The organism is Pseudooceanicola marinus (genome assembly GCF_002786295.1).
In the GTDB taxonomy this organism is placed as follows: domain Bacteria; phylum Pseudomonadota; class Alphaproteobacteria; order Rhodobacterales; family Rhodobacteraceae; genus Pseudooceanicola; species Pseudooceanicola marinus.
This window is the reverse complement of sequence record NZ_PGTC01000010.1, coordinates 180,972-199,506: the sequence shown is the minus strand read 5'-3', so window position 1 is coordinate 199,506 and position 18,535 is coordinate 180,972. Positions and strand designations below refer to the sequence as shown.

The following is an 18,535-nucleotide window of genomic DNA, read 5'->3' as shown; positions in this document are numbered from 1 at the left end:
CGCCAAGGCCAGACCATTTCCAGAAATCCGTCCCATCACGGCAAGGGACAGACACACACACACGGCGGCGACACACACCAGCTCCATGGAGCACCCCACTTATTAACTTCAGACACACACGACTTTCGTCCTAGAAACGGTAGCAACAGGATACCGTTCTGCAAAGCGTACGTGCCGTGATTGACCCGCGATTCAGGGGTTTTTCGCGAGTTTCACCCGACAAGACCGGCTATGCAAAAATAACAGGTGCACACAATTTTGAGGCGAATGGCCGCGCTAGCGCCCCTGATTAACTTGTCCACCAACAAAATTTTCGAAAAAAGCGATTCGCTTTTAGATTGAGCGCACCCGGCCCGCTGCATGGCGGACCGGGTCCAAATCAGGCCCAAATCAGGCGTGGATCAGGCACCGACCAGCTGCGGATCAGCGGTCGCAGGCTGGTTGAGGCCCATCGACAGGCGATGGCCCTCGGTCGCATGGAAAAGGTGCAGCTCTTCCAGCGGCAACTCGGCCTGCATCTCCGCCGAAAGCTCCTGCGCGAGGTCGGTCTGGGCGATGATGCGCTGTGCCCCGATGTGGCCATGCACGATGCGCGAGCCGCCCAGTTCCTCGACATAGTCCAGACGGAAGTTGCCCCCCGGCGCGGCGCGCAGGCGCAGGGCCTCGGGGCGGATCCCGGCGGTGACGCGGCCCGCCTCGGCCTGCAGCCCACGCGCCAGCGCGGCCCCGGCCAGCATCAGGGCCCCACCGGTCACCTCGGCATCGATCAGGTTCATCGCAGGTGCTCCGAGGAAGCCCGCCACGAAGGTCGAGGCCGGACGGCGGTACAGATCCAGCGGGCGGCCCACCTGTTCGATGCGTCCATGGTTCAGCACCACCAGGCGGTCGGCCAGGGTCATCGCCTCCAGCTGGTCATGGGTGACGTAGACGCTGGTGGTCTTCAACCGCTGGTGAAGCTGCTTGATCTCGCCACGCATGTGCAGGCGCAGTTTCGCATCCAGGTTCGACAGCGGTTCATCGAAGAGGAAGGCGGCCGGGTCGCGCACGATGGCGCGGCCCATGGCGACCCGCTGACGCTGCCCACCCGACAGGGCGCGCGGCTTGCGGTCCAGGTAGGGGGTAATCTCCAGCACCGCCGCGGCCTCGTCGATGCGCCGGGCGATCTCCCCCTTCGGCATCTTCCGGTTCTTCAGCCCGTAGGACATGTTCTGCCGCACGGACATATGGGGGTAGAGCGCGTAGTTCTGGAACACCATGGCGATGTCACGCTCCGCCGGTTCCATCTGGTTCACAACCTTGTCGCCGATGGCGATCTCGCCGTCCGAAACGGTTTCCAGCCCCGCGATCATCCGCAGCAGGGTCGACTTGCCACAGCCCGAGGGGCCCACCAGCACGACGAACTCGCCGTCCTGGATATCCAGGTCCACCCCCTTCACCGCCGGTTCGGCGGCCCCGGGGTAGATCTTCTTCACGGCGGAAAGCTTGATACCGGCCATGATTACTTCTCCTGTTCCACGAGGCCTTTGACGAAAAGCCTCTGCATGAAGATGACGACGAGCACGGGCGGCAGCATGGCCAGCATGGCCGAGCCCATGACGAAGTTCCATTGGGGGTCGCTGTCGGCCACGTCGGACATCCTCTTGATGCCCATGACGACGGTGTAGAATTTCTCGTCCGTGGTGATCAGCATCGGCCAGAGGTACTGGTTCCAGCCGTAGATGAAGAGGATGACGAAGAGCGCCGCGATGTTGGTCTGCGACAGCGGCAGGACCATGTCGCGGAAGAACTTCATCGGGCCGGCGCCGTCGATCCGGGCGGCCTCCACCAGCTCCTCCGGGATGGTCAGGAAGAACTGCCGGAAGAGGAAGGTGGCGGTGGCCGAGGCGATCAGCGGGATCGAGAGGCCCGCGTAGCTGTTGAGCATCCCCAGATCCGCCACCACCTTGAAGGTGGGCATGATGCGCACCTCGACCGGCAGCATCAAGGTGACGAAGATCAGGCAGAAGATCAGAACCCGGCCGGGGAAGCGGAAGTAGACGATGGCGAAGGCCGACAGGATCGAGATGGCGATCTTGCCCACCGTGATGATCAGCGCCATCACCAGCGAGTTCTTCAGCATCAGGGTCAGCGGCGGCGCCCCCGGCACCGGCGCGCCGGTGCCCAGGATGGTGCCGTAGGTTTCCCAGATATTGTCGCCCGGCCACATCGGCATGGACCCCGACAGGAAGGTCGACTGGTCATGGGTGGAGGCCACAAAGGCGATCCACACGGGCAGCGCCACGAAGGCCACGCCCAGGATCAGCACCACATGGGCCAGGAAGGTCAGGAAGGGGCGGTTTTCAACCATGGTGCGGCCTCCTCAATACTGCACGCGCCGCTCGATGAAGCGGAACTGGATGAAGGTCAGCGCGATCACGATGGACATCAGGATCACCGATTGCGCGGCGGAGGAGCCGAGGTTGAGTCCCTTCACCCCGTCCTCGTAGACCTTGTAGACGAGGATCGTCGTGGCCTGGCCCGGTCCGCCTGCGGTGGAGGCGTCGATGGTCGAGAAGGTGTCGAACATCGTGTAGTTGATGTTGACGACCAGCAGGAAAAACGTGGTCGGCGACAGCAGCGGGAAGACCACGGTGAAGAAGCGTTTCACCGGCCCGGCCCCGTCGATCGCCGCCGCCTCGCGCAGCGACATCGGGATGGATTGCAGCCCGGCGACGAAGAACAGGAAGTTGTAGCTGATCTGCTTCCAGGCCGAGGCCAGCACGACAAGGGTCATGGCATCCTCGCCGTTCAGCCGGTGGTTCCAGTCATACCCCACCATCTCCAGCACATAGGTCAGGATGCCGAAGGAGGGGTTGAACATGAACCACCAAAGGATGCCGGCGATGGCCGGTGCCACGGCATAGGGCCAGACCACCAGGGTGGTGTAGACGCTGGCGGTGCGGATCATCCGGTCGACGGCCACGGCCAGCAGCAGCGACAGACCCATCGACAGCGAGGCGGTGCAGACGGTGAAGATCACCGTGGTCTCGAAGGACGCCAGGTATTCTGCGCTGTCGAACAGGCGGATGTAGTTGCGCAGACCGACCCAGGTGGTCGACAGGCCGAAGGGATCTTCGCGCAGGAAACTCTGATAGACGGCCTGGCCCGCGGGCCAGATGAAGAAGACGAGGGTGATCGCCAGCTGCGGCGCCACCAGAAGGTAGGGCAGCCACCAGCTGCGGAAGGTCGTGCGTTTGGTCTGCATGGGAAACCCGGGGTGCCGGAAAAAGGGAACAGGCCCGCGCGGGGACGCGGGCCTGTCGGGATCGGATCAGGTTCAGCCGTTGGCTTCGACGAAGTCCGCGATCAGCGAGTTGCCGCGCTCGACCAGGTCGTTCAGCGCCTCTTCAGCGGTCTTGTTGCCCGACAGCAGGTTCTCGAACTCTTCGTCGATCACGCCACGGATCTGCACGTAGTTGCCGAAGCGCAGGCCCTTGGAGTTGGCGGTCGGCTCGTTCAACGTGATCTGCTTGATCGCGATGTCGGCGCCGGGGTTCTCGTCGTAGTAGCCCTGTTGCTGGCTCAGCTCGTAGGCGGCGTTGGTGATCGGCAGGTAGCCGGTGAACTGGTGCCAGTCGGCCTGGACCTCGGCGGAGGACAGGTAGGTCAGGAAGGAGGCGACACCGTCGTACTGGGCGTCCGACGCACCGGCCAGGGTCCACAGGGTGGCACCGCCGATGATCGAGTTCTGCGGCGCGCCTTCGACGTCGGCGTAGTAGGGCAGCATACCCAGACCCAAGTCGAAGTCAGTGTTGGCCAGAACGCCGGCGCGCGAGGCGGAGGAATTCATGTAGATAGCGCATTCACCCGAGTAGAAGGCGGGCGCGCTGTCGGCACCGCCGCCGGGGCCACCGTATTTGAACAGGCCTTCGTCTTCCCACTTGGCCAGGTTTTCCCAGTGACGGATCTGCACCGGGCCGTTGACCGTCATCTCACTGTCGATGGAGCCGAAGCCGTTCTCGTTGGTGCCGATCGGCTGGTTGTGCCAGGCCGAGAGGTTTTCCAGCTGCACCCAGGAGATCCAGCCGGTGGTGAAGCCGCATTCGGCCGCGCCGCTGTCGACGATCTTGCGCGACATCTCTTCCACGTCGGCCCAGGTTTCCGGCGCCACGTCGGCGTCCAGGCCGGCCTCGGCGAAGATGTCCTTGTTATAGTACAGGATCGGAGTGGAGGAGTTGAAGGGCATCGACAGCATCTGGCCGTCGGTGTTGGTGTAGTAGCCGGCCACAGCGGGCAGGTAGACCGAGGGGTCGAAGTTCTGGCCGTGCTCTTCCATCAGCTGGTAGACCGGGTAGACGGCGCCCTCGGCGGCCATCATCGTGCCGGTGCCCACTTCGAAGACCTGCACCAGGTTCGGCTGTTCACCGGCGCGGAAGGCGGCGATGGCCGCAGTCATGGTCTCGGTGTAGCTGCCGCGGTAGGTCGCGGTCAGGTGATACTCGTCCTGGGAGGCGTTGTAGTTGGCGACGATCTCGTCGACCTTCTCGCCCAGGGCGCCGCCCATGGCGTGCCACCAGGAAATTTCGGTCTGGGCCGAGGCGGCCAGCGGGGCCACCAGGGCGGTGGTCAGGGCCAGGCCTGCGATCAGGTTGCGCTGCATCGGATGCTCCGTGAAAGGAAGAAAAGGATGCCCTTCGCCTAGGCAGCTTTCATGACAGTTCGGAGTCAGTCAGATGAAGATCGATTGAAACTGCGCGTTCAACCAACCCACCCTGCGCATCGAAGCAGATACGGACAGGGATTTGCGCGAATGAGCGGATGGGATGCCTGCAGGGCTCGCAAACGCGAAAGACCTGCGCAGAGACGCGCAGGTCGAATTCACCCGGAAACGCAGGTTGAACGGATCAGAGGTAGGGCGGCGTGCAGGCGGAAATGACGACCGTGCGACCCTCGTGGGGGTTGCGGAACCGATGCGGAATGCGGCTGTCGAACAGGTAGCTGTCGCCGGGCTTCAGGATGCGCACCTCGCCGCCCACGGTCAGCTCCAGCTCCCCCTCGATGACGTAACCGCCCTCGTTTGAGAAATGCTCCAGCATGGTCTCGCCGGTGTCGGCACCGGGCTCATAGACCTCGTGCAGGATCTGCAGGTTGTGGCGGTGCGCGTCGCCGATCTGGCGGAAGGCGATGCGCCCGGCCACGTCCGAAACCCCGGTGACGGGCAGTTTCGAGGTCAGGTCCAGCAGGTCCTCGGGGCTGAAGAACGGGCCTTCAGGCGCCTGCCGCTCACTCTCGAAGAAATCGGCCATGGTCATGCCCAGCCCCGACAGGATCTTTCGCAGGGTCGCGATGGAGGGCGAGGACTTGTTCTTCTCGATGATCGAGATCTGTGCATGGGGCACGCCCGCCCGTTCGGCCAGCTGCCGCTGCGACAGCTGCGCCGCCTTGCGCATAGCCAGAAGCCGCGCACCGATGTCGAAAGCCGCGTCGGTCATGACGCCCCCCTTGCCTGACAGGACCCGAGACGTACCGTGTTTCCGCAAGCCACGCCAGTGCCCTGCGGTGCCTGTCGCCACGTCGCCGGTCACATCGTGAAGACCGGGGGCCGCGCCGAGGGCTCGACCGCGCTGAACAGCCTGGCGGCGCGTCTTGGCGGCTCGATGTCGAACATGGGGGCGGTCAGGACAAGTCGCCCGGACTGTCGTTGGTGCGGAGTGAACAGGAACGTCAGGTGATGGCCCGGCTGTCGGCGGCCATGGACCCCACGGCGCTACTGAACGCGCCGCGTCCTGGGGTGAGCCTGGTCAGGAGGTGTCAGGGCCCGACGGACCCAACGGGTCAGAACAACCCGGCTTCCTTGGCGATCATCGCCGCCTGGGTGCGGTTCGAGGCGCCGATCTTGCGATAGAGCGTCTTCACATGCAGCTTCACCGTGGGTTCGCGGATATCCAGGTCCCGGGCGATTTCCTTGTTCGCCTTGCCCTGGGTCAGCCCCTCCAGCACCTGCAACTCGCGCTCCGACAGCATCTCGGCCAGCGGGTTCGCATCCTCTTCCTCAGCGGGCGCGCGCATGAATTCGAGGGGCGCATACTGCTCCCCCATGGCCATGAAGCGCACGGCGTTGATCAGCGACTTTGCCGAAAGGGTCTTCGGCACGAAGCCCGCCGCGCCCACGGCCAGGGCCTCCTCGGCGATCTCGCGGCTGGCGGTGCCCGAGATGATGGCGACGCGCTTGTGTCCCGCCAGCTCCATCATCCGCTTCAGCCCGTCGAGGCCGCGCATGCCCGGCATCGAGTAATCCAGCAAGATCAGATCATAATGCGCCCCGGCCTCGACCTGCGCCACGGCCTCGTCGAAGGACGCGACCGTCCCGGCGTCGAAGCCGCCCTCGGCGTTCAGGAACGCCTGAAGTGTATCCCGCAGCAGATCATGGTCATCTGCGATGAGGACGCGCATCGCCCCGGCGGAAACACCGCCCATGTCGCGTTCATCATGAAGAGTCCGAGCAGTAATCACCGCTTTGTCCCGCCTGCGAATCAAGTTCATTCCGTTTGGTAAGGATGAACCTAAAAATGTGACCAAATCGGGGAGGATCGGCCAATATACCCTCATATGACCCTTAAACCGTGAGTAGGTCCAGTGACTTGCGCGTCATTCCCCGCGCCTGTGCGCCCCCTGCCCGGCTCGGACCTGCGCAGGCCTCCTATCCATTCGGATAGGGGTGGTGGTCCGATGCGTCACTCCCGCGAGGGGCGAGTTCTGTGCCAAGGTTAACATCGACAACAATCAGATTCGGCCCATACACATGTTTCCGCTCCGTCTCCGTTTCGCCCTGGTGCCCGCCATGCTCGCGGCCGTCGCCACCGCGCTGCTTGCCGCCCCGGCCGCCGCCACGGAGGCGCGGGGCGCCACCCTGCTGACTGTGACCTCCGAAACCGGCGAGGTCCTGGCAGAACTCGACCTCGAAGCGCTGCAGGAGATGCCGACGCAGGTTTACGAAACGACCACGATCTGGACCGACGGGGTGCAGGAATTCACCGGCGTTCCGCTGGCCGACCTGATCGCTGAAGTCGCGCCGGACGCGCAGCGCATCTCGGCCAAGGCGATAAACGACTACGAGATCGAGATGCCGCGCTCCGGCTGGGAAGACGGCGCCCCGATCGTGGCCTACCTGAACCATGGCGAAGAGATGTCCCTGCGCGACAAGGGGCCGCTGTGGATCATCTACCCCTTTGATACCGACCCCGCCTTCCGCCAGGAGGTAATCTACGCGCGCAGCATCTGGCAGCTCGACCGCATCACCGCGTTCGAGTAGGCCGACCGGTGCGCCGAGGAGAGACACGACGATGTTGAGCGTTCCCCGTAACAGCGGGCGGTCCCCTCTCTGGCGGCAGCCAATCGCGGCCCTGACGATCCTTGTCCTCTGCGTGACGCTGGTGGTCGGGCTGGCCTGGCTCGTGTTGCATGAAATAGAAACCCTCACCTCCTCCAATTCCGACAACCTGCAATGGAGCCTGGCCCAGGCCGAGGTCGACTTCCTGCGCTACGAGGCGGCCCTGGTGCAGGCCGAGGCAAGCATTGGTGAGGACGACGCCGACACCACCGACGCCGCGATCGTCGCGCTGCGCCGCGCCTTCGATATCTTCTACAGCCGCATGACCCTGATCGAGGAAGCTCCGGCTTTCCGCACCATGCAGGACAACCAGGACTTCAACGCCCCGCGCCAGCGCGTCGACGCCTTCCTGCAGGAGACGGTGCCGCTGATCGACGGCAGCAAGCCCGCTCTACTCGCGGCCGTTCCAGACCTGAGGGAGTCCGCCGATCGCATCCACCAGGACGTGCGGTCCTTCTCGCTGTCGGGCCTCGATGGCTTTGCGCAGATCACCGATGCCCGCCGGGCCAGCCTGATCCGCACCCTCGGCCTGATCGCCACGGTGCTTTTCCTGTTCATCGCCGGGCTGTCGCTGCTGGCGCTGGTGCTGGTGCGCATGGCGCGTCAGTCCCGCGACAGCGCCAGCAGAGCCGAGGCCCATGCCGCGCGGATGCATACCATCGTCGAAACCTCTCTGGATGCCGTGGTGGTGACCGATTCCGACGGGTTCATCCACGAGTTCAACAGCGCCGCCGAACGGATGTTCGGCTATAGCCGCGCCGAGGTCGTGGGCCGGCGCGTGCGGCACCTGCTGGTCCCCGAATCCGAAGCCGACGAGCTGAGCCGCATGGGCGACAGCGTGCTGGAGGCCCGCGAACGCGGCGACAGCTTCCTGCATCCGTTCGAGTTCACCGCCCGCGACCGCTCGGGCCGTCGCTTCCCCGCCGAGGTCTCCTTCGACCGGGCCGCCGACAACGACCATCTCTTCGTCTCCTTCGTCCGCGACATCTCCCTGCGCAAGGCGCAGGAGGAGATGCTGACCCAGGCGCGCGACCGCGCACTGGCCGGCGAACGATCGAAGTCCGAGTTCCTGGCGGTGATGAGCCACGAGATGCGCACGCCGCTGAACGGGCTGATCGGGTCGATGCAGCTGCTGCGCGATCACTCCCTGTCCGAAGAGCAGAGCGAACTGCTCACCCTGATGGACAGCTCGGCCCAGCTGTTGCTGAACCTCGTGAACGACGTGCTGGACCTGGCGAAATTCGAAGCCGGCAAGATGAAGCCAGAGGCGCGGACCTTCTCGGTGTCTCGCCTGCTGGACGGCGTGGTGGAGACCTCCGCCACGCTTGCCGCCACCAACGGCAACGACCTGACCTGGAACTGGGTCGGCACCCCGTCCGGCCCGCTGGTGGCCGACGCCCGGCGCCTCCGGCAGGTGCTGTTGAACCTGGTGACCAACGCGGTGAAATTCACCCGCGGAGGGGACGTCGAGATCGAGGTGGAACTTGTCGGTCCGCAACGCAGCCAGATCGAATTCCGGGTGATCGACAGCGGCATCGGCATCGCAGAGGACGACCTGGACCGGATCTTCAACGATTTCGAGACGCTCGACAGCTCCTACGCGCGCCAGGCCTCGGGGACCGGGCTGGGCCTCGGTATCGCCCGGCGGCTGGTGCAGCTGATGGAAGGTGAGATCGGCGCCGAAAGCGTGCCCGGGGACGGCAGCCTGTTCTGGGTGCGCATCCCCGTCGCCCAGGCCGCCGGAGACGAAACCCTGCCCGACCCCGAGACGGTCGGCACGACCAACGGCACCACCCCGCCGATGGAAATCCTGCTGGTCGAGGACAACGAGATCAACCGCTTCATCGCGCGCGAAATGCTGGAAAGCGAAGGCCACTACGTGACCGAGGCGGTGGATGGCCAGGCCGGGGTCGATTGGGCCGATGCGCAGCGCTTCGACCTGATCCTGATGGACATTTCCATGCCGGTGATGGATGGCACCGAGGCCGCATTGCGGATCCGCTCCGGCCATGGCGCCTCCGCCGACGTGCCGATTGTCGCACTGACCGCGCATGCCCTGCCCGAAGAACTGAAGAAGTTCCGCAGCATCGGCATGGATCACTGCCTGTCCAAGCCCATCGACCGCAAGGTGCTGAGCCGCCTGTTGCAGGACCTGGCCAATGGCGTCCTGCCGCTGGCCACACAGGACAGCCGCGACCGCGCTGCCCCGTCCGAGCTGATCGACGCCACCCAGATCGAGACCCTGTTCTCCGGCACGGGCGCCGAAACCGCGCGGAAACTTCTCGACCGGTTCTGCGCCGAAACCGACGGCTGCATCGCCGCCCTGGCCGCTTTCCCCGGCAGCAAGCAGGAGATCGCCCGCCTGACCCACGCCTGCGCCGGCACCTGCGGCACCTTCGGCCTGATCGCCCTGCGCGAAGCGCTGGCCGCGATCGAGACCAAGGCCAAGCGCGGTCAGGAGATCGAGGCCGCCGAGCTGCAGGCGCTGGAACCGCTCTGGAAGGCCAGCCGGGCCGAACTGGAAACCCTCGACACGCGCGGAGTGGACGCCTGACCGCGCGGTCCCCCTTGCCGCCGGGCTGGCACCCCGGCTACGGCGATGCCAGCGGGCATCCGCGGTGGCCCTTCGTCCCCGGCATGGATGGTCCGGCGCCGGCCTGCGCCGACGCAATCGCCACCGTGGCCGAACCGCGCAGCTGGCCCCGGGACAGCGTTGCGGGCTGGGGCACGCTCTCCGGCAGCGCCGTCGAAGACCTAGAGCCCCGAATCTCGATCCTGCTGCCCTACGGCGATGGAAGCGCCAGACTCGCGATCACGCTGGAGGCTCTCCTGAGCCAAAGGGAAACGGATTGGGAAGCCCTGCTGATCGACACCGGGGCGCGCGACGACAGCGCCCAGGTTGCGGCACAATATGCGGCGCTCGATCATCGGTTCCGCCTTCTGCGCGGCGCGCGGTGCGGGAACGGCGGCGCCCCCTTCGCCTGCGCGCGCAACATCGGCCTGGCCACGGCCCGGGGCGAGATCATGACCTTCTGCGAACCGGGGGCCCTGTGGATGCCTGACAAGCTCGATCGGATCACCGCGGCCTTCACCGACGTGACGCTTGATGCCTGCTATGCGCCCGGTGGCGAGGTAGAAGCGGGCGACATCCCCGCACCGCAACCCTCGGGGGACCTAACCGTCGCCCGGCTGATGGCCGACAATCCGGTGCAGCGCCTGTCGAATCTCGCCCTGCGCTCCGAGTTGGTGAACGCCGTGGGCACCTTCGACACCCGGTTGCCCCATGGCGATGACCTGGAGTGGCTGGTGCGGCTGGTCGGCGAAGGCTACCGCCTGACGCCACTCGACCGGCAACTGGTTCTCTCCCCCCAGGGCTGCGCCGCGCCGGGCGCCTCGGGCGAAACCCCGCCGAGCCTGGCGGCGATTTGCAGCGGGCGTCTGGCGGCACTGGTCACGGCGGCCCGCTACACCCGTCCGCCCACGGCCCGGGACGAGGCGGCCCGCCTGCGCCGGCTGGCCCGCCGCGCCCTGCGCGCCGGTGCACCGCGGCGACAAGCCCTCGCGTTCGCCCTGCGCGGGCTGTGGGCCAGTCCCGCAGGCTGGTTCGCCGACCGCCGCAGCGGGCTTCTGGTCCTGACTTCCGCCCTGGTGAACCTGCTGTTGCCGAAGTCGGTCGCGCGCATCCTCTTCGCCTCCTGATCGCCGGCCAAGGCCACCCACGCGGACACACCGGGCCCGGCTCGGAGGGGCCGCCTTTGACATCGCCTCGCGTCCGCCCGACACTGGCCCTCTCCGCCACCGCTCAGGGCCCACCACATGACCGAGACCGTTTCCCCTCCCAGCCCCGGCGCCAAGGCCTCCCCGGCGTTCAGCGGCCCCGATCTCTGCGCCCTCTCCGCGCATGAGGCAGTGTCGCTTCTGCGCCGTGGCGAGATCGCCCCGGACGCGCTGATCGCGGCGGCGATGACACGGATCGACCAGGTGGAACCGGCGGTCAACGCCCTGCCCACCCTCTGCCGCGCCCGGGCCGAGGCGACCGCCGCCGCGCTGGACGGGCCGCGCGACCACCCGGGCTGGCTGGCGGGCCTGCCGCTGGCCATCAAGGACCTGGCGGAGGTCTCCGGCGTGCGGTCGACCTTCGGCACCCGTGGCATGACGGCCCATGTGCCTGAAAGCTCCTCGCCCATCGTCACCCGGATCGAGGAGCGCGGCGGGATCGTCCTGGCCAAGAGCAACACGCCCGAATTCGGCGCCGGGGCCAATACCTTCAACGATGTCTTCGGCTTCACCCGCAACCCCTGGGACACGACCCGCAACGCCGGCGGCTCCTCGGGCGGCGCGGCGGCGGCGCTGGCCACGGGCGAGATCTGGCTGGCCCACGGGTCGGACCTGGCGGGGTCGCTGCGCACCCCGGCGGCCTATTGCGGCGTCGTGGGGTTCCGCCCCTCGCCCGGCATGGTGCCCGGCGCGCCGGCCCATTCGCGCTTCCACACCGAGGCGGTGCAAGGGCCCATGGCCCGCTCGGTCCTCGACTGCGCGCTCTTCCTCGATGCCATGGCCGGGTTCGACCCCGCCGAGCCGCTGTCCTACCCCGCCCCCGACGCGCCCTATCAGGAAGCGGTGACGCGTGCCGACGGTCGCATCCGCATCGCCTTCTCCCCCGATCTCGACGGGCTGGCCCCGGTGTCGCAGGAGATGGAGGCGCATCTGCGCGCGGCGCTGTCGCGGATCGAGGCGGCGGGCGCCACGGTGGAGGAAACCTGTCCGCCGCTCCCCGATCTCGACCGCACCTACCGCACCCTGCGCGGCATGCTCTGGGCCTCCGGCCCCGGACGCGCCGACCCGAAACTGCAACGCAACTTCAAGCAGACCCTGCGCGAGAACATCGACTATGGCCGCGCCCTGACGATCACCGACGTGCTGGACGCGCAGCAGGCGCGGTCGCGGCTTTTCGACTTCGTGCAGTCCTTCATGACCGGCTTCGATGTGCTGGCCTGTCCGGTCGTCGGGCTGATGCCCGGCCCGGTGGAGGAGGAATACCCGCGCGAGATCGACGGGCTGCCGCTGACCGACTACATCGCCTGGCTGCGCTTCTCCTACCTATCGCCGGTGACCGGCCTGCCCTCCGTCTCGGTCCCCGTCGGCCTGTCGCCCGAGGGGCTGCCCGTGGGCCTGCAACTGATCGGACAGCCGCGCGGCGAGGCGGCCCTGCTGGCCGCCGCCCGTGCGGTAGAGATGGCCTGTGGCGGCCCGCTTGGCCCCATCGACCCGGTCACGCCGGGAAGCTGAAAGCCGAGGGCGCTCTGCCCCCGGCGCCTGCGGGCGACGCCCCCGGGATGTTTCCGGCAAAGAGAAGACCGGGGCGTGGCACGGGCGCCCCCGCGGGCGCGCCTACCAGGGCTGGACGGGCCAGGCGCCGTCGCGGCGGCGGCAGAGGCGCCCGGGCGGCACCGGGTCCGAAGGCGTCCGAGCCGTCGCGCAGGCTGTGGAAGCGTTCCAGCGCCGCGATCTCGCTGTCCAGCACGGTGGACAGCAGTTGCCCTTCCTCCGCGCGCGCCAGCCGCGCGGCGATGCAGGCGCCCGGCGCCTCGAACTCCCCCTGCCCCTCCACCAGGTTGGATTGCAGGAAGGCGCGGAACTCGGGATACCCTTTGAACCCCAGCCGCCGGGCCAGGCGCACGGCAGATGCCGGGTGGACACCGGCGCGGAACGAGACCTCCTTGCCGTTTTCCATCGCCGTCCGGATCGGGTCGCGCACCATCACGTCCAGCAGGCGCGCATCCGCCTCGGTCAGCTTCGCCGCATGGCGCGAGATCAGATCGCTCAGGAAGGGCGGCGTATCGGTCATGTCAGGGTCTCCCGGACCCATGGCACCGGCGGTGCCCCTCTGGCCTAGACCAGCGGCGCGGCCCGGTCCATGCGCACGCGCCCAGGCACGGGCCCGGTGTCACGTTCGAAGCGATGCGCGGTGACTGCGTCATATTCCAGCCAGATCACCTCGCCGGGGCTGGGCAGCCCCTCGCCGCAGGGCGCCACGGCGGTCAGCCGGCCCAGGGGGCTTTCGCCATGCAGCACGAACTCGGACCCGGTCATCTCGGGCAGCGCCAGCCGCGCCTCGGTGGCACGCAGCGCCGGTCGCGCCCGGTGCAGGCGCGGGGCCTCGGGCCGCAAACCCAGGTCCACCTCGCAGCGGAAAGACACATGGCTCTCCCGGTAGATGTCGCACAGCTCGGCCAGCGAGATGGGATGGCCGCCCGCGCCATAGTCGATGGTGGCAGCGCGTACCTGGGCCTCGGTCAGGTCGCGGATCGCGCCGGTGGCATCGGTGGTGCGGTCCAGCGTGGCGTCGTGGCGCACCATGACGACGCCGTCCGCCGTGGGGTGAACGTCGAACTCCACCTCCTCCAGCGCCATCGCGGCCGTGGCGCGGAACCCCTGCGGGGTGCTGCCGCCGAACGCCAGCGGGCCGCCCCGGTGCGCGGCGATGCGGGTCACATCATAGGTCATGGGCATCTTCGTCTTGCTCTTGTCGTCGGGCGGAAAGGCGGGATGCGGGACGGTCATTTCACCGCCCCCATGGTGATGCCGCGCACCAGGTGGCGTTCCACCAGCACAAAGCCCAGCAGGACGGGCAGGATGGTGATCGTCGAGGCGGCCATCACCAGCGGCCAGCCGATCACGTCCTCGCCCGGGTTGATCCGGTAGAGCCGCGCCAGCCCGACCTGGAGGGTGTAGAGATCCTCTTTGCCGATGGCGACCAGCGGCCGGATGTAGTTGCTCTATTCAAGGATAAAGAGGTGCAGCCCCATGGAGAAGATCGCCGGTTTCGAGATCGGCACGATCACCCGCCACAGCACCTGGAACGCATCGGCGCCGTCCATGTAGGCGGCTTCATCCAGCGCGCGGGATGTCCCGGATGGACTGGCGCAGGAAGACGGCGGCGAAGCCGGACGAGATCGCGGGCAGGATCAGCCCGGCGTAGCTGTCCAGCAGCCCGGCCTTCGCCAAGGTCAGGTAGTTGGGGATCCGGGTGATGTGGCTGGGGATCATCAGCGTCGCCACCACGGCGGCAAAGGCCAGGTTGCCTCCGGGAAAGCGGTCGCGCGCGAAGGCATAGGCGGCCATGGTCGCCACGGCGATCCCCGCCAGGGCGATCAGGAAGACGAAGAGGATGACCGCCAGCGCCGAGCCCTGCCCGATGTCGAACAGCGTGAACCCCACGCTGTAGAGCATGTTGGCGATCATGTCGGTGGCCCCCGCCGGGCCACCCTTGGTCATGAAGTTGACGATGGTGAAAACCTGGAAAGGCGTCGATGACAGAGACCAACAGCAGGAAGTAGGTGGTGGGCATCACCAGCGGCAGGGTCACCCGCCGGAAGACGTGGAACCGCCGCCCGCCGTCGACCGAGGACGTAAAGCGCCAGCTGCGGGTTCTGCATCCATTGCACCCGCTCGATCCCCAGCCAGGCGAGGCCCGCGTGGATCATCCCGTAGTCGGTCGAGAAGACCCGGGAAAAGACCACGGCGATGGAGACGGTCGAGGTCACCGAAGGCAAAAACAACGCCCCGCGCATCACCCGCGACACGATGGTTTCACGCACCAGGTAGCTGGCGATCGCCAGCGCCAGCCGCAACGGCACCGAAATGACGGCGAAGATCGTCGTCACCTTCACCGCGTTCCAGAAATCGCGCGTGCTCAGCAGCAGCTGGTCGTTCTCCAGCCCGGCCCAGGATTTCATCGGCGACATGAAATCCCACCCGCGGAACGAGAGGTTCACGCTTTGCAGGATGGGCACATAGGTGAAGACCGCGAGGAAGGCCATCAGCGGCAGGATGAAGAGATAGGAGGTCAGTTTGCGCAGCATTCGGTCGGCCCCCGGGGGAAGGGTCACGGGACAAAAGGGGCCCGGTCCGGCCGGGCCCCTTTCGATGGTCCGGGCGGCTTACCTGGCCAGGCGTTCGGCCTCGGCGCGGGTGCGCGCGCCGAAGTCGTCCAGCATTTCTGTCACGTCGCGCTGGCCCAGGGCCATGGCCTGCCACATGTCGTATTCGGTGGCGCGCATCCAGGTGACGACCGGCGGAAGCCGCGTCGGAAATGAACGTCCACGCGGCGTCCTTCACCTCGTCCTCGGCCGAAGACTGGATGCCGATACCCGCGTCGCCGATCGGCACGCGGCAGATCTTGTTGCAGGGCATGGGGGCCACGACCAGGTCGTCGGCATAGGTGTCCAGCTTCGGCCCTTCGGGCACGCCGGCCTGCTCCAGGATGGCCGTGTTGTAGTAGAGAACCGGCGTGGAGGCGTTGAAGGGCACGATGTAATTCTTGCCGTCGAACACGCCTACCTCGCGGGCGAAGTCGAACAGATCGTCCTTCAGCGGTTCGTTCTCGACATAGTCGGTCAGATCCATCAGCACGCCACGGTCGGCGGAGAGGCCATAGCGCGTCACCTCCATGATCACCGCGTCGGGTTCGCGGGCTGCCGGGATCGAAGCCTGCAACTTGGCCCCGATGTCGTTGTCGTTGCCGATGTGCTGGGCATCGATGGTGATACCGGGGTTCTCGGCCTCGAAGGTGTCGATGATCTGGTCCAGCGCCTCGCCCGCGCTATTAGAGAAGCTGTGCCAGAATTCCACCGAGACATCCGCCAGCATCACCTCTGCCGCACCAGAGGCGTGCAACATTTATTGCACCAGATCAGACCACCTTTCCTACCAAGGTCCTCCATTCCAGCCGCCGGACAGGACGTCATCTGTGTTATCATGGCCTCATGCGCCAGGATTTCGGCGCCGCCCACCCATTGCCCAGACCCTGCCTTTTCATCCGAGGAGCCCGCTCCATGGCCTTCTACCAATCCCTGAAACACGACCGCAGAACCTATCCCCCGGGCCGCGCCGCCCCAGGCCAGGCCGGGTGGATCGCCGACCGGCTGTTGCGTCTGCGCGCGCTGCTGAACGGGCAGATCACCGCGCGCCGCCGCCCCGACAGCCTGATCATCGGGTCGTGGAACATCCGCCATTTCGACGGTGGCCGCCCGCGCCTGCACGAAAGTTTCCACTACATCGCCGAGATCATCGACCATTTCGACATCTGCGCCGTGCAGGAGGTGAAGAACATCGAGGCCGTGGACCGGCTGTTGCGCCTGCTGGGCCCCAACTGGACCTATTTCATCAATGACAGTTCGGGCGCGGGCCGGGGCAACCATGAACGCATGGCGTTTCTCTACAACCGCAACCGCGTGTCCTTTCGCCACCTGGTGGGAGAGCTGGTTCTGCCCCGCGACGCCCTGCCGGGCGGCGAACAGATCGCCCGCACGCCCTTCTTCGCCGCCTTCCAGGCCGGCTGGTTCCGCTTCACCCTTTGCTCGGCCCATATCATCTTCAAGGAAGAGGCCGGCCGCCCCCTGCGGGAGGACGAGATCCGGGTGATCGCCCAGGAGATGGCGAAACGGGCCAGAGCGCAGGACGAGGTGCATGTCTTCCTCGGCGACATGAACATCGACGACCACGCCGCCCCCGGCATGCAGGCGCTGCTGGCGGCGGGCTTTGACGTGCCGGATCTGGGGCCGACCTCGCTGTCGGGCGACAAGTACTACGATCAGATCGCCTTCGTCGGGCCGGATCAGAAGACACGGATGCTGGAACGCGGCGTGCTGTGCTGGCCCGACGCGGTCTTTCGCGACGAGGAGGCCGGGGACTACCAACAGATCGCCCGGCTGATGCGCGGGGCGGAGGACCAGGCCGAGGTCGCGCGCCTGCTGGTCGAGGAACCGGATGGCGGCGAGCCCTATGCCAACTGGGCGCGCAGCTATTCCTCCTGGCGCACCCATGAGATGTCGGACCACCTGCCGGTCTGGATCGAGCTGGAGGTGGATTATTCCAACGAATACCTGCGCGGGATCGGCGGCCCGGCCTGAATGCCTCAGGCCAGGGCGTGGCGCAGATCCAGCGCGGCGATGATCTCGCTGCGCTCACCGGCCATGGCGGCGGCCAGGATTTCCGCCGTGACGGGGCCGAGGGTGAAACCCTGATGGCCGTGACCGAAATGCGCCCAGAGACCGGGCTGATCCGGGACCTCGCCCAGCACCGGCAGCATGCCGGGCAGGCAGGGGCGCGTACCGAACCACGGCTCGGCCTCCACCGCGTCGCCCAGCTCGAACATCTCGCGTGCCCGGGCCTCGGCCTTGATCAGCTGGCTGCGGTTCACCGGCGCGTCCATCGGCACCAGTTCCGCCCCCGTGGCCACGCGCAGCCCGTCGCGCATGGGCGACATGACGGCCGAAACGTCCGTGTCCATGAAGGGCAGGTTCAGCGTCCTCTCGCCCTTGAAATGCAGGTGATAGCCGCGCTTGCCGACCATGGGCACCCGCGCGCCGAAGGGCCTCAGTGCGGCGGGCGTCCAGGGGCCCAGGGCCAGCACCACGCGGGCGGCCTCGGTCGGGCCGGTCTCTCCGGTCACGCGCCAGCCCGCGCCGGTGCGGGTCAACGTGCCCGCATCGGCGCGCAGCACCGTGCCGCCGCGCGCCTCGAACAGCGCAGCATAGCAGGCCACCAGCCCGCCCGGATCGGCACAGGCCCAGCAATCCTTCCAATCGATCGCGCCCGCGTAGCGCGCCGTCAGCCCCGGCTCGACCCGCGCCAGCGCATCGCCGTCCAGCGCCTCGATCTCGATCCCGTAGGTCTTCACGACACGCTCCGCGTCCGCCAGTGCCGCGTCGAAGCTACGCTGACCGCGCCAGCCCTGGCGGAAGCCCCTGGGGCGCATCAGGTTGCCGGCCCCCGCGGCTTCGACCAGCGGTTCGTGCCGCGCCACGGCCTCCCGCACCAGCTGGGCATAGATGGCGGAGATGGCCGCGTGCCGCGCGGGCCGGGAATTGCCCAGATAGCGCAGAAGCGCACCCGCCTGCCCCAGCACGCCGCCCAGGGTCCAGCGGACGGCGTTGTCGGCGCCCAGCCCCAGCCGGATCAGTTCCACGGGGTTGGTCGGCAGGGCATAGGGCTCCATCGCCTCACCCTGGATGATGCCTGCGTTGCCATAGCTGGTCTCGCGGCCCGGCTCCCGCCGGTCGGCCAACACCACGTCCAGCCCCCGCGCCTGCAGCGCCAGGGCGGTGGTGGTGCCGACCATGCCGGCGCCCAGAACGATCACATCAGACAAAACGGCCTCCC

Annotated in this window: 16 protein-coding genes and 1 pseudogene; 5 read left to right on the top strand and 12 right to left on the bottom strand. The window is 67.1% G+C overall.

Annotated elements, in window-relative coordinates; all coding sequences use genetic code 11:
* Nucleotides 1-401: 401 nt before the first annotated feature.
* The 6 genes from ugpC to CVM50_RS05185 all read right to left on the bottom strand — a co-directional run bounded on the left by ugpC (nt 402) and on the right by CVM50_RS05185 (nt 6,432).
* On the bottom strand, nt 402-1,496 hold the full coding sequence (gene ugpC, locus CVM50_RS05210; RefSeq protein ID WP_085887670.1) for a sn-glycerol-3-phosphate ABC transporter ATP-binding protein UgpC: 1,095 nt from the start codon (nt 1,494-1,496) through the stop codon (nt 402-404).
* A 2-nt stretch (nt 1,497-1,498) separates the two neighbouring features.
* Nucleotides 1,499-2,347: a sn-glycerol-3-phosphate ABC transporter permease UgpE gene (ugpE, locus tag CVM50_RS05205; RefSeq protein ID WP_085887671.1), complete on the bottom strand. Its 849-nt coding sequence runs from the start codon at nt 2,345-2,347 to the stop codon at nt 1,499-1,501.
* A 12-nt stretch (nt 2,348-2,359) separates the two neighbouring features.
* A complete protein-coding gene (ugpA, locus tag CVM50_RS05200) occupies nt 2,360-3,244 on the bottom strand; it encodes a sn-glycerol-3-phosphate ABC transporter permease UgpA (protein ID WP_085887672.1) in 885 nt (294 codons plus the stop codon).
* 72 nt (nt 3,245-3,316) lie between these two features.
* On the bottom strand, nt 3,317-4,639 hold the full coding sequence (gene ugpB / locus CVM50_RS05195) for a sn-glycerol-3-phosphate ABC transporter substrate-binding protein UgpB (RefSeq protein ID WP_085887673.1): 1,323 nt from the start codon (nt 4,637-4,639) through the stop codon (nt 3,317-3,319).
* 244 nt (nt 4,640-4,883) lie between these two features.
* Complete coding sequence (locus CVM50_RS05190; protein ID WP_085887674.1) at nt 4,884-5,471, bottom strand: cupin domain-containing protein; 588 nt, start codon at nt 5,469-5,471, stop codon at nt 4,884-4,886.
* Nucleotides 5,472-5,814: 343 nt separating this feature from the next.
* The gene (locus tag CVM50_RS05185) at nt 5,815-6,432 is read right to left on the bottom strand and encodes a response regulator transcription factor (RefSeq protein ID WP_085887959.1); all 618 of its coding nucleotides are present in this window, start codon (nt 6,430-6,432) and stop codon (nt 5,815-5,817) included.
* Nucleotides 6,433-6,820: 388 nt separating this feature from the next.
* Here CVM50_RS05185 and CVM50_RS05180 point away from each other — a divergent pair, with 388 nt between their 5' ends.
* The 4 genes from CVM50_RS05180 to CVM50_RS05165 all read left to right on the top strand — a co-directional run bounded on the left by CVM50_RS05180 (nt 6,821) and on the right by CVM50_RS05165 (nt 12,658).
* Nucleotides 6,821-7,291, top strand: coding sequence for an oxidoreductase (locus CVM50_RS05180; RefSeq protein ID WP_232618166.1), 471 nt, complete (start codon nt 6,821-6,823; stop codon nt 7,289-7,291).
* 31 nt (nt 7,292-7,322) lie between these two features.
* Nucleotides 7,323-9,923, top strand: a complete 2,601-nt coding sequence (locus tag CVM50_RS05175; protein WP_085887675.1) for an ATP-binding protein — start codon at nt 7,323-7,325, stop codon at nt 9,921-9,923.
* A gap of 14 nt (nt 9,924-9,937) precedes the next feature.
* Nucleotides 9,938-11,068: a glycosyltransferase family 2 protein gene (locus CVM50_RS05170; protein ID WP_232618165.1), complete on the top strand. Its 1,131-nt coding sequence runs from the start codon at nt 9,938-9,940 to the stop codon at nt 11,066-11,068.
* A 117-nt stretch (nt 11,069-11,185) separates the two neighbouring features.
* Complete coding sequence (locus CVM50_RS05165) at nt 11,186-12,658, top strand: amidase (protein ID WP_232618164.1); 1,473 nt, start codon at nt 11,186-11,188, stop codon at nt 12,656-12,658.
* On the opposite strand, the gene CVM50_RS05160 is transcribed toward CVM50_RS05165, so the two are convergent.
* The 5 genes and pseudogenes from CVM50_RS05160 to CVM50_RS22235 all read right to left on the bottom strand — a co-directional run.
* On the bottom strand, nt 12,642-13,217 hold the full coding sequence (locus CVM50_RS05160) for a MurR/RpiR family transcriptional regulator (protein ID WP_085887676.1): 576 nt from the start codon (nt 13,215-13,217) through the stop codon (nt 12,642-12,644). The genes CVM50_RS05165 and CVM50_RS05160 overlap by 17 nt on opposite strands.
* A gap of 44 nt (nt 13,218-13,261) precedes the next feature.
* Nucleotides 13,262-13,933 carry a glycerophosphodiester phosphodiesterase family protein gene (locus tag CVM50_RS05155; RefSeq protein ID WP_232618163.1) on the bottom strand — a complete coding sequence of 224 codons (672 nt, stop codon included), beginning with the start codon at nt 13,931-13,933 and terminating at the stop codon, nt 13,262-13,264.
* 327 nt (nt 13,934-14,260) lie between these two features.
* Nucleotides 14,261-14,647, bottom strand: coding sequence for an ABC transporter permease family protein (locus CVM50_RS21690; RefSeq protein ID WP_198431857.1), 387 nt, complete (start codon nt 14,645-14,647; stop codon nt 14,261-14,263).
* Nucleotides 14,644-15,234 (bottom strand): carbohydrate ABC transporter permease, encoded by a 591-nt coding sequence (locus tag CVM50_RS21685; RefSeq protein ID WP_232618162.1) that lies wholly within the window; start codon nt 15,232-15,234, stop codon nt 14,644-14,646. The genes CVM50_RS21690 and CVM50_RS21685 overlap by 4 nt, the downstream gene beginning before the upstream one ends.
* A 409-nt stretch (nt 15,235-15,643) precedes the next feature.
* Nucleotides 15,644-16,021: pseudogene (locus CVM50_RS22235) on the bottom strand (extracellular solute-binding protein); the annotation flags it as partial.
* Nucleotides 16,022-16,206: 185 nt separating this feature from the next.
* On the opposite strand from CVM50_RS22235, the gene CVM50_RS05140 reads away from it, so the two are divergent.
* Complete coding sequence (locus tag CVM50_RS05140; RefSeq protein ID WP_085887677.1) at nt 16,207-17,283, top strand: endonuclease/exonuclease/phosphatase family protein; 1,077 nt, start codon at nt 16,207-16,209, stop codon at nt 17,281-17,283.
* Nucleotides 17,284-17,288: 5 nt separating this feature from the next.
* Here CVM50_RS05140 and CVM50_RS05135 read toward each other — a convergent pair whose 3' ends face one another.
* Entirely contained in the window at nt 17,289-18,515 is a 1,227-nt protein-coding gene (locus CVM50_RS05135; RefSeq protein WP_232618175.1) for an NAD(P)/FAD-dependent oxidoreductase, read from the bottom strand.
* Nucleotides 18,516-18,535: the final 20 nt, after the last annotated feature.